This is a genomic window from Pararhodonellum marinum, assembly GCF_015354735.1.
Classification (GTDB): domain Bacteria; phylum Bacteroidota; class Bacteroidia; order Cytophagales; family Cyclobacteriaceae; genus Pararhodonellum; species Pararhodonellum marinum.
Genome location: NZ_JACEFJ010000009.1, coordinates 138,411 through 155,275, shown reverse-complemented (window position 1 = coordinate 155,275; position 16,865 = coordinate 138,411). Strand labels below are relative to the sequence as shown.

Below are 16,865 nucleotides of genomic sequence, written 5' to 3'. Positions count from 1 at the left end.
TCCCTATGAAACCAAAGAAAATAGCCATATTCCCGGGTTCCTTTGATCCATTTACGAAAGGTCACCATGATATTGTGATCAGATCCCTTCAGCTTTTTGATGAAATAATCATAGGAATCGGGTACAATTCAGCCAAAAAATCAAGGCATTTTGAGATCGATGATATGGTCTCAAAAATCAGAAGTGTTTACAAAGACATTCCAGAGGTCAAGGTTTTGGTTTACAATGAACTTACCTCAACTTTAGCCAAAAAACACAAAGCCAATTTTTTGATAAGAGGTCTTCGCAATACTACAGATTTTGAGTATGAGAATACCATTAGTCAGATGAACCGCTATCTAAATGAAGAATTGGAAACGGTATTTCTCATCACTTCACCGCAATTTGCTGCTGTCAGTTCTACGGTAATCAGAGAAGTACATCGCTATGGTGGGGATGTCCGAGAATGGTTGCCTTACGAGGTCTGAATTTTTGGCACCATCTTTAAAAAACACTTGTACAAGTACCGCATGGATGGATAAGAATTGACCAATGCGGTCTTTGCCTCATGATGGGTCAGCCATCGGATGTCTTCAATTCCCTCCTCTTTTTGGGGTTTCATGTTGGAGTCATTCAGGTTTTCCATCACGTACCAATAAGTTTTTTTGAGTATACTTTTTCTATTGTGCGTATAGGTGTGCCAGGTTTTACAGATTTCCGGACCAAGCTTAACTTGAATGGCGCATTCTTCCTCCACTTCCCTTAGAGCACAATCGGCAGGTCTCTCTCCTTTTTCGAATTTCCCTTTTGGTAGGTCCCACTTTCCAAGGCGATGGATAAAAAGCACTCGATCACCTTTGGTCACTACTCCACCCGCAGCTTTAATGATGGTAAATCGGGCTTTGATAAATTTTTTGAGTTCTGACTTATCTTCTGACACTAGGGTAACTGTATCAAGGTTTTTCAGTTTTCTCGTCCTCAAAAAATAAAGAACTTTGATGATGACATCTTTGGAAGGGTGCAGGATGAGTACATCATCATGAAAATCTGCATAGGGCGGAATATCCTGTGGATTGTCGTAGACACATTCATAAGTTTTATCAAGCGGCAATTCGTCAGGCGATAAAATATCGAGTGGCTTATCATTGATAAAAATCTTCATGTGCATCTGGATTTGATCCAAAAATGCATAAATTTTTTAGGCATCACAACACCCCTTTGTAATTTATCACTTAATTTTGACCATGCAAATATGGAATGACCTCACTGCAGCTTCAGTAGCTGAAAAATTATTGGAAATAAATGCCATCCGATTACATCCTCATCAGCCCTTTACCTGGGCTTCTGGATGGAAATCGCCTATTTATTGTGACAACCGCCTTTCCCTTTCATTCCCATCGGTTCGTACTTCGATCAAAAATGCTTTGGTCCAAGTCATAAAAGCCAATTTCCCTCAAACAGAAGCCATCGCCGGAGTAGCAACGGCAGGAATACCTCAAGGGGCTTTGCTCGCTGATGCCCTGAATCTTCCATTTGTTTATGTGAGGTCCAAGCCCAAAGGTCATGGAATGGAAAACATGATTGAAGGAAAAGTCGTCCATGGTCAAAAAGTGGTGGTTGTAGAAGACCTGGTTTCCACAGGTGGAAGTTCCTTAAAGGCAGTAGCTGATCTTAAATCAGCAGGTTTCGAAGTTTTGGGAATGGTAGCCATCTTCACTTACGGTTTCGAGGTGGCCAAAAACAATTTTGAAGAAGCAGGGATCAAACTTATCTGCCTGAGTGATTATGCCAAAATGTTGCCTATCGCCATTTCCAAATCTTACGTGACAGATGAGGACCTCAGATCCCTTGAAAACTGGCGGAAAGATCCGGCCAATTGGCAGGCAGAGCAATAAAGCCTATTCATGTGCACTTTTCAGTATTTTTCCATAATCCCCAAACCAAAAAGGGCAAAATCGTACCTGACTGGATCTACAGGGTCCAATTTTCTCAGGTTTTGGGTCAGCTCCATAGCCGTCCACCAATCTGTTTGTTTCCTGGTGATTAAACCCAGTTTTCTGGCTACCCGGTCCACATGCAAATCGCAGGGACAAATGAGCTGGTAAGGTTTTAGGATATGCCATAGCCCAAAATCCACGCCATTAGAATCCTTTCTCACCATCCATCTGAGGAACATGTTAAGCCGCTTGCAGGCGGACTTACGCTTAGGAGTGGCGATGTGCTTACGCGTTCTGTGAGGGGCATCTGGTGAACGAAAAAAAAAGTCATGAAATTGAATCAATGCCTTTTCCATTTGATCGGCAGCATCAGAATAATCGATAAGAAAGGCTTCTTCCAGACTTTCATGTTGTTGATAAAAATCCCTGAAAAACTGTATAAAGTAAAGGGTATCGAGGTCATTAAATGTTCTGTGTTTGAACTTTAAAAGCGGCTTAAGGTCCCATTCAGCATGATTGATTACAAAATCGTGAGGAGCATTGTCCATCATTGCCATAAGCTCCATGCATTTATTGATGATGGTTTTCCGCTGTCCCCATGCCAATATGGCCGCAAAAAACCCTGCTATTTCTATGTCTTGTTTCTTTTCAAACAAATGGGGAATGCAAATGGGATCATCCTTGATAAAGGAAGGCTGATTGTACAGGGTTGCTTTTTCGTCTAAAAACGCCTTGACATCCATCATCAGCGGGCGACCCTGACCTCCCCGCCTTGAATCCCATCAAACCATTTGAAATGAAGGCTTTTTTCCTCTTTCTCTGCCAAGTGCCAGTCAAAACACTTGATATTGGTTAATGGGGATAGGGTGTCATTGTCAGGATCATACAAACAAATATCGAAATTCGGTAATTCTTTGGAATCGGTGCTGTTCCACTTTTCCATGATCAGGCCTTCATCCAGCTTTTGGATTTTATTTCCAAAAAAATGGTCCTCCAAAATGGAAGGCACTCCATCGTTTCTCCTTATTTTATAACAGGTAGGACCAAACAAAATCTGTTTGAAAACCTTCACTTCCAGTAATTCAACACCGGGAAGGGTAGTCCATTCACTCTCCTTGCTGGACAAATCGGGCTCTTTGGAACTTAGTCGGGAGAATAAAGATGAAAGGGTAGAAAACAACCAGGTAATCCCTATAAAAATTAAACCGAAAGAAGCCAAAATGGGATAGGAAATCACAAAAATAGCATTCCAAATGAATCTGAAAATATGGTGAATGACGAGCTGTATTTTATTCATGTGGGCAATCTATTCTCCTACAAAAATAGGGTTTAAAACCTTAATATCAAACCACATTGAATCAGGACAAAATTCTCAGCCCATTTAAATTCCCCCGACCTTATTCAAATATGAAGTCAAAACCTGAGATATATAGGCTATGTCATCTTGTCGCATGTATGGGTGCAAAGGAAGCGATAAGGAGGTATCTGCCAACCTCTCAGCCACAGGGTAACCTTGAAGCTTTCCAAAAGCTGGCGTAGACGGGACTGTTTTGGGATAATGGATGGCCGTACCGATTCCGAACTTGAATAAATGTTTTTGTATCCTATCCCGATTTTCGGTCTGGATTTGAAATATATGGGCATTGTGACTGACATCCAATATTCCTTGAGGTAATTTAATCCCTGGAACATCCTTGAGCCCATATAAGTAATCTTTTGCCAGATCCTTCCTTTTTTCCTGCCAAGCTTTAAAATGATCCAACTTAACATTTAGAAAAGCAGCCTGAAGGGTATCAATTCGGCTGTTCCTACCTACTATCTCATGGTGATCTCTTTGGGCTTGTCCATGGTTTCTTAAATGAAGCAACTTGTCAGCCAAGTCTTTTCTATAGGTGGTGACCATTCCAGCTTCACCCAGTGCGCCTAGATTTTTGGTGGGATAAAAGCTGAAGCAGCCCATTTCTCCAAATCCACCAGCAGGCTGTCCATCCATGGAAGCTCCAAAAGCCTGGGCTGCATCTTCAATAACCCACCATCTTTTAAGCTCAGCCAATTGTTTTAAAATCGGCATTTTTACCATTTTCCCGTAAAGGTGGACTGGAATGACCGCTTTAATCCGTGGAGAATCAAGGCCCTGCAACAAATCCAAATCTATCAGCCCATTTTCATCTACATCAACAAAAACAGGTTTGGCCCCAGTCAAAACCACCGATTCGGCAGTAGAAACCCAAGTCAGAGCCGGTACCAAGACCTCATCACCCATCCCTATGCCCAAAACCCTAAGAGCAAGTTCAATGGCATCGGATCCATTGGCACAGGAAATAGCAAAAGGAGATTTCAACAAGTTGGACATCTTGGATTCAAAAATATCGACTTCTTCTCCTCCTGAGAAAATACCTTTTTGCAGCAGCTCCGAAAATTTAAATCCAAGGCTTTTGGAAAGTTCCCGGTGCATGGGAGCCAAATCAAGAAATGGAATCCTAATTTTCATCCAATAGGTCGGCTAATTTTGATGTTAAATTTTTTCTTTCGTATTGTTTCAAAGAAGCTTTGGGGTTGGGCTTGTTTTTGAGTTGCAAATCCAATAAAAATGCTTCTATCTCCTTCTCTTCACTGTGCTTAAAAACTTTCCCCGCATTTGCCTCCCTAATGATCTGGGCACTGTCCCCTTCAGGGTCACCCATTGCGACAATAGGGCGGCCGGTGGCAAGGTACTCAAACAGTTTGCCTGGAATATTTCCTTTGGCATTTTTGGTTTGGGTAAGGATCAACAGCAGAGCTGAAGCATTTTTGTAATAGGCAAAAACTTCCTGATGGGAAACATAACCGGTCAATTGAACATGGGATTTAAGCCATGGGTCCTCGGACACCTTTTCTTCCAGTCCAACACTTATTTTTCCCACAAAAGTCAGTTTTACTTTCTGAACAGAGGTCTGGAAGGCCCTTTTGAAAGCATTCAAGAAAGGGTCGGGGTTTCTTATAGAGTCTATAATCCCAATATAAACAACATGAAAAATACTTAGGTCCACATTTTCTGAATAAAAATCGACGGGCAAGTCATTGCTATCAAACCCGTTGGTGATAAGGTGTACTTTTCTACCGGATAACTCAAAAAGGTCCTGCTGAAAAGTTGGGGAGATGGTGATGATGTGGTCCGCAGCTTTCAGAACATTTTGTTCCAGTTTCTTGTGTCGGCTGAGTACGATAGGGGTAATAGGCAGTTTTTCCAAAAATTCCCAGGATGACCAAGGATCCCGGAAATCGGCAAGCCATTTGATCCCATACCTGCGCTTGAGCGCCAATCCGATCAGGTGCATGCTGTGTGGAGGCCCGGTAGTGATGACTGTAGTGATGCCTCTATCTCTTAAAAAAGCCCCCAAAAATCCTGTAGCTGGCCTAACCCAAAATACCCTGGGATCGGGTATTATTAAATTTGCTCTAATCCAAATGGCCAGTTTGTCAAATAAGGATTTCTCCCCTTGTTCCAGAATTGTGGATGGATTTTTTACTTTGGATTTCTTTGCCTTCCTGAACAACCCATAAGGTTCCCAAATGGGCAATTTTAGTACTTCTAATTCAACTGGGATTTCATTCAATAGGGAATAGTCCTTCAAATCAAAATCAGGATTTTCAGGGGTGAAAATTACCGGATTCCAACCATACTCAGGCAGGTATTTTGCAAACTTCAACCACCTCTGTACACCTGATCCGGCACTGGGAGGCCAGTAATAGGTGATGATCAATACCCCTTTTTTTTTCTGCATTGTCCAAATATAAGGAATTTAGGGATTCTAGGAATTCGGACAGGGTACCCTATTGAAAATAAGTTTGATGATATATATTGGCAGGAAAGGATAATAGGTCACAGAACCATATATCCTTTATGGCCTATTAAAATTATCCTGTGAATATATGGTGGATCAGGACTCTATTGAACTTCTAGCATAGCTATCTTCAGAGTTGCAAGGTGAGATTATAAACCGGCAAATTGAAAAGGCTCGGAAACTACAAAGTTTTTGAGTGCATCTCCAGAATACACCTCGTGGTTGGACACACTTAGCTTTTTAACTTTTGCATTTGGACTAAAGTCTGCTTTGCTGATGTCCACCCAAAAAGCATTGGGGGTCAGCGCTGTCTCGAAATAATAGGTGAGGTTTTTTTGGTCAGATACAGAACGCCATCTTGTCGAGGAAATATTAGGTTCGTTTTCTGTGGAAATTCCAAAAGGCACAGAACAGTTTCTGATCACGCTGAACATACTGGCTACTGCGAGCCGGCTATCAGAAGTTTGAGGTATGGCATCCACATAAAAAGAGGCACGTACGAAGCGATCAGCGGCCCTATTGGTTCCTGGAAGCATGGTGACGCCCCCTATTTGATTCCAGTATTCATTGAGCGCCAATTGCTTGCTAAAAACGGGAGAATTGGTCATTACTTTGTAAGCCTTATCATGGTGAATTTCTAATTTTCCATCTATGTATTCAAATATGGCATTATCTCCGGAGGCATCTGAAATTGAAAGGTGAAGGGTGGCAAACCGATCAGTACCTGGGATATTTTCAGACACAACCACGAATTCATTCTTTTCCATAGCCCGAACTGCCTCTTCAACTGTTTCAAAATTATCCAACATGTATTGGACCCAGGCAGCTACAGATAGCCCTTTTTTACTCTCATCGAATGGAGGATAATCAGATTCAGCCAACCACAATAAATTGGCCACTAAGCCTTTTTCGTTCATTCCATCTGTACTGGATATATCAAAAGCCGATGTTACAATACTTCCGTATTTAGAAGTCCACTTCACTGAGTTTTTACCCACAGCACCATCTCTTTTCATTCCTCTGGGAAACAGCCATATGTCAGCAGGGATTTCATCTTTCCAATCCATAGACCGAGCAGTGATCACCTGACCATCAGGCCCTTCGTAAACTACGCGGGTACAAGATAATACCTCATTTTCAGAACCGATTAGGAACAAAAGAATGAATGAAACAAAGCTTTGGCAAATTGATTTTTTGAAAGTATTCATGGTTCGATTCGATTTAAATAAACATTACATGTAAATAAGATACGACTTGACGGTAAAAGGCGCTGGATTCAGGGTCTTTCATGGTAAAACACAGACAATGAATTTCGAAACTGCTAAACTTATTCTGATTCACTCATTAAAAATAAGGTTTATGGTCTAAAAATTCTTAAATTTTATTGATTTTATGCTAAAAATTGAAGCATTCAAAAATAAAAGCCCTTATATGGATTAGCTGTTATTCAGGTTATCATCTGCGAATTTTTAAGTTTTCACCTGCTACAGGCAGAATTGGTATACATTGTTACCTCAAAAAACACTATGACATTTTTGTGTTATCGTAATTCATCTAACAAATCTGAAAGATCCAGGCCCTTGGTAAACATCTCCAAGGAACCTTCTTTATCTTTTGGCCATTTTTCCATCGGTCTGTCCCAATACAACTCTACGCCGTTCTGGTCAGGGTCATCCAGATAGATGGCTTCCGAAACCCCATGGTCAGAAGCTCCGGAAAGTGGATAGGAAGCTTTAAGGAGTCGGTTCAGTACTTCGGCCAAATCTTTTCTTTCAGGATAAAGGATGGCAGTATGGAACAATCCATCCCCATTTTTTGAAGCTGGGGGTCCATTTTTACTGTACCATGTATTCAAGCCAATATGGTGATGATATCCTCCCGCAGAGATAAATGCAGCATCTTTGCCATACCGCATGGTAATTTCAAAACCCAACAGATCACAATAAAATGCCAAGGACCGATTTAAGTCAGCACCCTTGAGGTGAGCATGGCCGATGCGAGTGGAATTGGGAATGGTATACTTGTCTGAATTTTCCATAATTGATGATTTGAATTCACATGTGGAAATTATTCAATGAATTTAAGCAGATTAGGCTCAATCAAAAAATCAAAACATTTTTCCCGAAACGATTTCACGCCTCGTATTAGAGGTACGTACGGTCAAAAGTGAATGGAGAAACGGAAAATTGAAAAAGTGGATTTGGAATAGTGAAGTAGATCAAGCATTTGAAATTAAAAATTGGTTAATTTGGTAAATTGATTCTCGCCAAACTTTCTGGTTTTTTAATTTAAAACTGTTCTAAACCAGAAAAACATTCATGAGCCACTAGGGAATAAGTTCTAAATGATCTACTGTATGATAAACACGTTTCTACAACTATCCATAACAGCTTTCCAATTGATGCTTCCTTTATCCTCCTATTTTGAAAAAATCCATTCTTCTCATACTCTTTAATATCAAGAGGGGCTACTCTTTCTTAAAACTCAAAATCGGTCTTAATTTGGGGTTGATACGATCCCTGATGATCCTACCCTACATGGGGTTTGGAAACAAAAAGGAAATCTATTTTTTGGGCAGGGTTTTAAGGGACCGCGGCATAGGGATTTCCCAGATCGAAGATAACCGATGGAGAAACTTCCGCACCATGTACAAAAGGTTTGCGACCTGGGAAATTCCCGGAGTAAAAGTTAAGGCCTCATTTGGTAGTCATGAAATGGTTGTCACTACTGATCCGGAAGGTTATTTTGAGGTAAGGATGCCCATAGAAAACTTAGTTGATGCATCTGGGCCTTGGCATTTTGTCCATCTGACTTTATTGGATCAAGTGATCAAAAACCAAGGAGAAGTAACCGCCACCAACAGCATTTTCATACCATCTACGCAGGTTGAATATGGAGTGATTTCCGATATTGATGACACCATCGTGCCTACTGGAGCCACCCGATTATGGGAAATGCTGAAAACAACTTTTCTGCACAATGCCCATACCAGACTCCCCTTTCCCGGTGTAGCCGCCTTTTACCAATCCTTGGCCAAAGGAATGGATGGCATCGAAAGCAACCCGTTTTTCTATGTATCAAGTTCACCTTGGAACCTATATGATTTTTTAATGGAATTTTTAGACGTCCATGGCATCCCAAAAGGTCCCCTTATGCTGAGAGACATTGGCTTATCGAGAGAACAGTTTATTGCAGGAAGCCATTCGGGTCATAAACTTCTCCAAGTCGAAAAAATCTTTGAGATAGAAAAACATCTGAAATTTATCCTGATCGGGGATTCCGGTCAGATGGATCCCGAGATCTACCTTCAGGTCATCAAGGATTTTCCCGGTAGGGTCAAAATGGTTTACATCAGAGACGTGGTGCAAAGCAGGCATGATGAAGTGGAAGCCATCAGCAAGGAAATCAAGGAATTGGGAGTAGAGCTATTGTTGGTGAAAGATACCGTAGAGGCTGCTCAACATGCTCTTGCAAAAGGCTGGATTTTGGCAGGTGAAGTTCAAGAAATTGCCGATGCAAAAACTAAAGAAGAAGAAGAAGAAGAAGAATAACTTTGACTTGAACCTATGCAAATTAAATATCTATTGGGTGCGGTGTTGGCATTTCCATTTTTGCCCCTCTTGTATTTCCAAGGCAAACACATCCGTACCAATATACCAAGATTACCGGAGGCCAAAGGGCCAAGGGGTGAGTCAGGATTGGAATTCAACCAAATTGTCCGGGTGATGTTTATCGGGGAAAGTACCATAGCAGGTGTAGGAGTGGAAACGCATGAGGAAGGTTTTGCAGGATCTTTTGCCCTTGAATTTTCCGATAGGATAGAGAAACAAATTTCTTGGCAGGTTTATGCGAAAAGCGGTTACACTGCACATCAAGTCCACACAAAAATTCTCCCTCAACTCAAAGGACCCAACCCTGACCTCATTGTGATAGGCTTGGGTGCCAATGATGCTTTTCGCTTAAGCTCACCCAAAAAATGGAAGCAGGAGGTCTCTGCGGTCATAAAAGGATTACAGGAAAGATTTGGGCATTGTCCCATCATATTTACCAACATGCCACCGATAAAGGAATTCCCTGCTTTTACCCCTTTGATCAAAACAGTGGTGGGCAATCTGGTGGAACTTTTAGGGCAAGAATTGGAGAAATTAGTGAAGCGATTTGACCAGGTGTATTATGAAGGAAAGCGGATAACCCTGAAGGACTGGAAAGTGCGGTTTCCTGATAAGGCTTCCAAAGGGGAGTTTTTCAGTGATGGAATCCATCCATCCAAACTTACCTATCAGATTTGGGCAAAAGATATGGTAGCCTTTATTATGGATAATCCTAAAATCGCCAGATTATTTAAAGACGAAAGTTACCGCCAATGCTAAAAGACAACGACAGTGAACAAAATGAACGATAGAAACAAAAAGCCAACCGCACATTCAGGCACTTTTGTTTGCCCCAATACACGGGCGACCGCTTCGCTAGCAAAAGAGCCTGAATTTTTGCCAACGCACCATAAAGACATAAGATGATTTTAAATATTACGACAACACATAAACCAGCGACTGACTTAGGTTATTTGCTACATAAACATCCTGACAAATTTCAAACTTTTGATTTATCCGTTGGGAAAGCTCATGTATTTTATCCAGAAAAGGGAGAAGGTAAGACAACTGTAAGCCTTTTACTCGACATTGACCCTATCGACATGGTCCGTGGTGCAAGAAATTTGGGAGGAGACGGTTTTGCACTTGGACACTATGTGAACGACAGACCTTATGTTGCATCATCATTTATGAGTGTTGCTCTTTCAAAAGCATTTTCATCTGCAATGAATGGAAAGTGCAAAGACAAACCTGAACTTGTTGATGTAAAATTGCCATTTGAAGTTTCAATTGCATCAATTCCCGCTCCAAAAGGTGGCGAAATTTTAATTAGAAAATTCTTTGAACCGCTTGGTTATAAAGTGGAATTGAAGCGACATACATTAGATGCTAAATTTCCTGAATGGGGAGACAGTAAATACTTCTCATTAAAACTTGAAAATACAATAACCACAAAGGAATTACTTTCTCACTTGTATGTTTTAATACCAACTTTAGATAACGACAAACACTATTTTGTAAGTGAAAACGAGATTGAAAAGCTACTTCAAAAAGGAGAAGGTTGGTTAAAAGTCCATCCTGAGAAGGAACAAATAATCAGACGCTACTTGATTAATTTAAATTCATTATCAAGACAAGCACTTGAACGACTAAGCGAAGGAGAAGAAATTGAAAATGCAATTGAAGAGCCAATTGAAAAGACTGAAACCGAGAAAAAGAAAGAAACCCTGCATGACAAACGAATAAAATTAGTGGCTGAAAAGCTTATTGAATCGGGAGCCGAAAGGGTTTTAGACTTGGGATGTGGAGAAGGAAAACTCATCAGACAACTACTAAAGCAAAAGCAATTCTCTGAAATTGCAGGAATGGACGTCTCCTACAATGAACTATTGAAAGCAAAAGAGAGACTTCACTTTGACGAAATGTCGCCAAAACAAAAGGAAAGAATCAACCTTTTTCAAGGCTCATTAACCTACAGAGACAAGCGGTTTGACGGTTTTGATGCCGCTGCGGTAGTGGAAGTCATTGAACACTTAGACTTAAACAGGCTTAAATCGTTTGAAAGGGTTTTGTTTGAGTTTGCAAAACCTAAAACCGTTATTCTGACAACTCCAAACAAAGAGTATAATGTAATGTGGGAAAAATTGGATGCAGAAAACATGAGGCATGACGACCACCGTTTTGAATGGACAAGAAACGAGTTTGCCGAATGGGCAAACAAAATAGGAAAAACTTTTAATTACAGCGTGGAGACATTTCCAGTCGGTGACGAAGAGGAAAATATTGGTGCTCCTTCACAAATGGCAATATTTAGATATGGAAATTAAAGTACCCGAACTTTCATTAGTTGTTTTAATCGGTATTTCAGGTTCGGGAAAAAGTAGTTTTGCAAAGAAACTATTCAAACGAACAGAAATATTATCGTCTGACGAATGCAGAGCATTAGTTTCAGATGATGAAAATAATCAGGCTTCAACCAATGACGCTTTTGATGTTTTGTATTACATAGCGGGCAAACGCTTAAAAAATGGCTTATTGACTGTTGTAGATGCAACCAACGTTCAAAAGGAATCAAGAAAAGGTCTAATTGAATTAGCCAGAACCTATCATTGTTTGCCTGTGGCAATTGTATTGGATTTGCCTGAAAAAGTATGCGAAGAAAGAAACCTAGGCAGACCTGACCGAAACTTTGGGGGACATGTGATTCGTCAGCAGGCTCAACAATTGAAAAAGTCAATCAGAGGATTAAAACATGAAGGTTTCAGACAGACTTATATTTTGAAATCTGTTGAAGAAGTTGAAGCAGTTCTTGAAATCAAAAGAGAAAAACTTTACAACGATAAAAAAGTTGAAACAGGTCCGTTCGACATTATTGGAGATGTTCACGGATGTTTTGACGAGTTGAAAGAACTTCTAATCCAACTTGGCTATGGAATAAATCATGTTGAAGCAAATAATTCTAATTTTGGTTTTGAGGTAATCGCTCCTGAAAATAGAAAAGCAATTTTTGTTGGTGACCTTGTTGACAGAGGGCCTGATTCGCCCAGTGTTTTGCGTTTGGTAATGAGTATGGTTAACTCAGGTGCAGCGTATTGCGTACCAGGTAATCATGACTTGAAATTGCAGAAATATTTGAATGGCAAGCAAGTTCAGTTAAAGCACGGTTTAGAAGTTACAGTACAACAATTAGAAAATGAAACTTCCGAATTCAAGAAATCGGTTGAACAATTTTTATACAGCCTGATAAGCCACTATGTTTTTGATAATGGAAAGTTAGTTGTTGCACATGCAGGATTAAAAGAGGAAATGCAAGGTCGTGGTTCGGGTGCAGTTCGTTCATTTTGTATGTATGGCGAAACAACAGGAGAAATTGATGAATTTGGTTTGCCAGTCAGACATAATTGGGCTAAGGAATACAGAGGCAAAGCAAAAGTTGTTTATGGACATACACCAGTTCCTGAAGCAGAATGGTTGAACAAGACAATTGATATTGATACAGGTTGTGTATTTGGCGGTAAATTGACCGCATTGCGTTATCCTGAAGAAGAATTAGTTTCAGTTCAGGCAAAACAAGTCTATTGTGAGCCAATAAGACCTATAGACTTCAACGATTCAGAAAATAAACTTAGCTCACAACAAGAATATGATGATTTACTGGACATTGAAGATGTAACAGGAAAACGCATAGTCCAAACTAGACTAAGAAACAATATAACAATCAGGGAAGAAAATTCTATTGCTGCCTTAGAGGTAATGAGCCGTTTTGCTATCAATCCAAAATGGTTGATTTATCTACCGCCAACCATGTCTCCATGTGCAACAAGTGAATTGCCTGAATTTTTGGAACACCCTTTACAGGCGTTGAATTACTACAAAAAAAGAGGCGTTGAAAAGGTTGTTTGTGAAGAAAAGCACATGGGTTCTAGAGCTGTTTTAGTAATATGTAAAGATGAAGCAACAGCTATAAAACGCTTTGGAATTGAAAATGAAGGCATAGGAGTATGCTATACACGAACCGGTAGAAACTTTTTTAATGATTCAGAAATTGAGAAAGCATTTATAGAAAGAGTCAATCAATGCCTGACAAACACAAACTTTTGGGATAAATTCAATACAGATTGGGTTTGCTTAGATACTGAGTTAATGCCTTGGTCTGCAAAAGCACAGGCATTATTAAAAGACCAGTACGCCTCTGTAGGTTCAGCAGCAGGTGGCGCATTACCAGTAGTTGAGCAGGCATTACAAATGGCACTTAACAGAGGAATTAAAGATGCTCTGCCGTCTTTAGAAAAGTTTGCCACTAAGAATAAAGCTATAGACAAGTATGTGAAGGCTTATCAAAATTACTGTTGGACAGTTGAAAGCATAGATGACTACAAATTAGCTCCGTTTCATATTTTAGCAACAGAAGGACAAGTTCACGTTGATAAAACACATGAATGGCACATGACTAACATTAAAGAAATTTGTCAAGGCGACACCAAACTTTTTATGGCGACACCCTATAAAATAGTTGACTTAAAAAACCAATCAAGTTTTGACGAAGCAGTTCAGTGGTGGCTTGACTTGACAGGTAAAGGTGGAGAAGGAATGGTTGTAAAACCTTACGATTTTGTTGCTTATGGTTCGGACGGACTTTTGCAACCAGCCGTAAAATGTAGAGGAAGTGAATATTTGAGAATTATTTATGGACCTGAATATGACGCTCCTGAAAATATCGACAGACTAAAAAACAGAGGACTTTCAAGAAAACAATCTTTAGCACTAAGAGAATTTGCACTTGGTGTTGAAGGTCTTGAACGGTTTGTGAAAAATGAACCATTAAGACGAATTCATGAAAGTGTTTTCGGAGTATTAGCATTAGAAAGTGAAGATGTTGACCCAAGACTATAACCCAACCCTTTGCAGCCATACACATTGGCAAGCCGCTCAAGCCAACGCACTATCCAAAGCTTGCCAAAGAGTATGTCTGCCCAACCGCACGACTGAAAGAAAAACGGACGAAGAAAAAGAAGCACTAGGCGGTAACATCACCTATACGCAAGCAGGGGTTTCGTTCTTCGTTGGACAGGAAAGTGATAAATTTAAAGTTCAGTTCTTCGTAGGAAGTTTAGTGGTTAAAATCCCTGCCTGCGTATAGCTGAGAAACGAAAAGCTTAAGCAACTTGGAGGAAAAATCTACAAGATACCTCTTGATTTGATTTCAAGGTATTTGTTGATGGTATTGACTGTGAGGTTTTCAGGAGCTGTGAGGATGGTTTGGATGCCATGTTTTTCAAGTTCCTTGACCATCAGTCTTTTGTCATAGTCAAATTTCTGGGCAATGGTTTTCTGGTAAATCCCGGATAGATTTTGTGCCTCTTTATCCAAGAGTTGTTTCAGTTCTGTGTTGTCAAAAAATATCACCACCAAAACATGTTGTTGGGATAGTCCTTTCAGGTAGGGAAGCTGCCTTTTCAATGAACTGATGTGTTCGAAATTGGTGTAAAGCAACAAAAGGCTCCTGTGGGTGATTTTTCGTTTGATTACCCCATAAAGCAATCCGAAGTCACTGTCAAGGAATTTGGTATTCACATTGTAAAGCATATCCGAGATGCTGAGTAAGTAAGACTTTTTGCTACTTGCAGGCAAACTTTGGTGGATTTGATTGGAAAAGGTAAGCAGGCCTACCTTATCCTGTTTTTTCAAGGCAATATTGGAGAAAGCCAACGTGCTGTTGATGGCATAATCCAACAAACTGAGGCCATTAAAAGGCATCTTCATGACGCGCCCCACATCGATGATGGAATAGAGCGGTTGCGATTTTTCATCCTGAAATTGATTGACCATCAGCGCCCCTTTTTTGGCCGTAGCTTTCCAATTGATGGTGCGAACATCATCGCCGGGTATGTATTCTTTGATCTGTTCAAATTCCATGGTATGGCCCAGCCTCCTGATTTTTTTCAGACCGAAATTGGTCTTCCGATGGTCAATGGATAAAAAATCATACTGTTTCATTTGAATAAAAGAAGGATAAACCTTGACCGATTGGTTTTGGTCAAAACTGTATCTTCGTGTAATCAAACCGATGGGGCTGGAAACATACAGATGCAAATAGCCAAAAATATACTCCCCACGCTGCCTTGGAGTAAGTTCATAGGTAAAGGTTTTTGTTTCATTTGGAGCCAATTGCATGGTTTTGATAAAATCCCTTTTCTGAAACTGTACAGGAATTTCATCAATAATGACCAAATCCATCCTCAACCGGTAATTGTTGGTCACCTGAACAGGAACAGGATTGGGATCTGAATTTGAAAACTTCTCAGGCAGTTTCCGAACAGCTAAAATGGCTTCATTAGGCTTATACAGGAGGAGAATGTCCAGCAAGACGGTCAAAGAGATCGCGAAAAGCAATAAGCTGGTCCATAAAAACAAGAATGTAAACCAATAAGAAAACAGGAACAGCACCGACAAAATAGCCAATGCATAAAAAAGATTGGTGTTAAGGAAAAGGGATTTGAAAAATCTGACCAAAATTACCTTGGGATTTGAGTGGACTGCACAATAATGTCAATGACCGACTCAGGGGTCATGCCTTCCATTTCCCGCTCAGGTGACAAAATCAACCTATGCCTCAGGACCGGCACCACTGATTTTTTGACATCCTCAGGAATCACAAAATCCCTTCCTGCGATGGCTGCAAAGGCTTTGGCGGCATTCATGATCGCAAGGGAAGCCCTTGGCGAGCCGCCCAGATAGAGGTGGGGATGGTTTCGGGTTTTTACTACCATTTCAGCTATATATTGGATGATTTTCTCTTCCAAGACTACATTGGCGGTCAAGGTCCGAAATTCAAGTAATTTATTCGGTTCCATTACTTCTTGAATCTGATCCATGATGGCTTCTCCTTTCCGGCCATGGTGGGTTTTTAAGATCAATATTTCTTCCTCTAAGGAGGGGTAATCCACCTTGATTTTGAAAAGAAACCGATCCAGCTGGGCTTCAGGCAAGGCATAGGTCCCCTCCTGCTCAATAGGGTTCTGGGTAGCCAACACCATAAATGGCGCCTCCATGGTATATTTTTGTCCATCAAGTGTGATTTGCCGCTCCTCCATCACTTCAAACAAGGCAGATTGGGTTTTTGCAGGAGCCCTGTTGATTTCGTCTATCAGAATTATATTGGAGAAAACCGGTCCTTTCCTGAATTCAAACTGGCCACTTTGGGCATTTAACACAGAAGTGCCTAGGACATCACTAGGCATTAAGTCTGGTGTAAACTGCAATCTGCTAAAGCCTGTTTTCAGGGTTTTTGCAAAGAGTTTGGCTGTGATGGTTTTGGCGATCCCCGGCACCCCTTCTATCAGCACATGGCCGTTTGCCAACAGTGCCACGATTAACAACTCGACAAATTCATGCTGTCCGACGATAATTTTCTCGAGTTCGGATTTGATCTGATCCACCGCTTCTTTCAAAGCTCCCAGGGGTAGCCGGGATTCGAAATCAAGGTTGTCTTCCTTGGATTCCTGTCCAAATTGACCTTCGTTTGCTTCTTCCAT

15 protein-coding genes are annotated in these 16,865 nt (G+C 40.7%); 6 read left to right on the top strand and 9 right to left on the bottom strand.

The features are described from left to right. Positions 1-5: 5 nt before the first annotated feature. Positions 6-467 (top strand): pantetheine-phosphate adenylyltransferase, encoded by a 462-nt coding sequence (gene coaD, locus H1A14_RS16340; protein ID WP_194777351.1) that lies wholly within the window; start codon positions 6-8, stop codon positions 465-467. On the opposite strand, the gene H1A14_RS16335 is transcribed toward coaD, so the two are convergent. After that, on the bottom strand, positions 455-1,141 hold the full coding sequence (locus H1A14_RS16335) for an NUDIX hydrolase (RefSeq protein ID WP_194777350.1): 687 nt from the start codon (positions 1,139-1,141) through the stop codon (positions 455-457). The genes coaD and H1A14_RS16335 overlap by 13 nt on opposite strands. A gap of 82 nt (positions 1,142-1,223) precedes the next feature. On the opposite strand from H1A14_RS16335, the gene pyrE reads away from it, so the two are divergent. Continuing rightward, a complete protein-coding gene (gene pyrE / locus H1A14_RS16330; protein WP_194777349.1) occupies positions 1,224-1,874 on the top strand; it encodes an orotate phosphoribosyltransferase in 651 nt (216 codons plus the stop codon). Positions 1,875-1,894: 20 nt separating this feature from the next. Here the strand turns inward: pyrE and H1A14_RS16325 are convergent, their stop codons facing one another. From H1A14_RS16325 to H1A14_RS16300, 6 genes are all read right to left on the bottom strand, one after another. Then, complete coding sequence (locus H1A14_RS16325) at positions 1,895-2,662, bottom strand: TIGR02757 family protein (RefSeq protein ID WP_194777348.1); 768 nt, start codon at positions 2,660-2,662, stop codon at positions 1,895-1,897. Then, on the bottom strand, positions 2,662-3,213 hold the full coding sequence (locus H1A14_RS16320) for a hypothetical protein (protein ID WP_194777347.1): 552 nt from the start codon (positions 3,211-3,213) through the stop codon (positions 2,662-2,664). The genes H1A14_RS16325 and H1A14_RS16320 overlap by 1 nt, the downstream gene beginning before the upstream one ends. Positions 3,214-3,297: 84 nt before the next feature. Further along, complete coding sequence (locus H1A14_RS16315) at positions 3,298-4,407, bottom strand: DegT/DnrJ/EryC1/StrS family aminotransferase (protein ID WP_194777346.1); 1,110 nt, start codon at positions 4,405-4,407, stop codon at positions 3,298-3,300. Then, complete coding sequence (locus tag H1A14_RS16310; RefSeq protein ID WP_194777345.1) at positions 4,397-5,680, bottom strand: glycosyltransferase family 4 protein; 1,284 nt, start codon at positions 5,678-5,680, stop codon at positions 4,397-4,399. The genes H1A14_RS16315 and H1A14_RS16310 overlap by 11 nt, the downstream gene beginning before the upstream one ends. A gap of 209 nt (positions 5,681-5,889) precedes the next feature. Next, positions 5,890-6,948, bottom strand: coding sequence for a linear amide C-N hydrolase (locus H1A14_RS16305; protein ID WP_194777344.1), 1,059 nt, complete (start codon positions 6,946-6,948; stop codon positions 5,890-5,892). Between the two features lie 332 nt (positions 6,949-7,280). Continuing rightward, on the bottom strand, positions 7,281-7,778 hold the full coding sequence (locus H1A14_RS16300; RefSeq protein WP_194777343.1) for a VOC family protein: 498 nt from the start codon (positions 7,776-7,778) through the stop codon (positions 7,281-7,283). Between the two features lie 484 nt (positions 7,779-8,262). On the opposite strand from H1A14_RS16300, the gene H1A14_RS16295 reads away from it, so the two are divergent. From H1A14_RS16295 to H1A14_RS16280, 4 genes are all read left to right on the top strand, one after another. Beyond that, positions 8,263-9,291: an App1 family protein gene (locus H1A14_RS16295; RefSeq protein ID WP_228527821.1), complete on the top strand. Its 1,029-nt coding sequence runs from the start codon at positions 8,263-8,265 to the stop codon at positions 9,289-9,291. A gap of 15 nt (positions 9,292-9,306) precedes the next feature. Then, complete coding sequence (locus H1A14_RS16290) at positions 9,307-10,110, top strand: SGNH/GDSL hydrolase family protein (RefSeq protein WP_194777342.1); 804 nt, start codon at positions 9,307-9,309, stop codon at positions 10,108-10,110. Positions 10,111-10,253: 143 nt separating this feature from the next. After that, the gene (locus tag H1A14_RS16285; protein WP_194777341.1) at positions 10,254-11,657 is read left to right on the top strand and encodes a 3' terminal RNA ribose 2'-O-methyltransferase Hen1; all 1,404 of its coding nucleotides are present in this window, start codon (positions 10,254-10,256) and stop codon (positions 11,655-11,657) included. Further along, positions 11,647-14,223: a polynucleotide kinase-phosphatase gene (locus H1A14_RS16280; RefSeq protein WP_194777340.1), complete on the top strand. Its 2,577-nt coding sequence runs from the start codon at positions 11,647-11,649 to the stop codon at positions 14,221-14,223. Before H1A14_RS16285 ends, H1A14_RS16280 begins: the two co-directional genes overlap by 11 nt. 285 nt (positions 14,224-14,508) lie before the next feature. Here H1A14_RS16280 and H1A14_RS16275 read toward each other — a convergent pair whose 3' ends face one another. Beyond that, positions 14,509-15,843 carry a DUF58 domain-containing protein gene (locus H1A14_RS16275; protein ID WP_194777339.1) on the bottom strand — a complete coding sequence of 445 codons (1,335 nt, stop codon included), beginning with the start codon at positions 15,841-15,843 and terminating at the stop codon, positions 14,509-14,511. 2 nt (positions 15,844-15,845) lie between these two features. Continuing rightward, on the bottom strand, positions 15,846-16,865 hold the full coding sequence (locus tag H1A14_RS16270; protein ID WP_194777338.1) for an AAA family ATPase: 1,020 nt from the start codon (positions 16,863-16,865) through the stop codon (positions 15,846-15,848).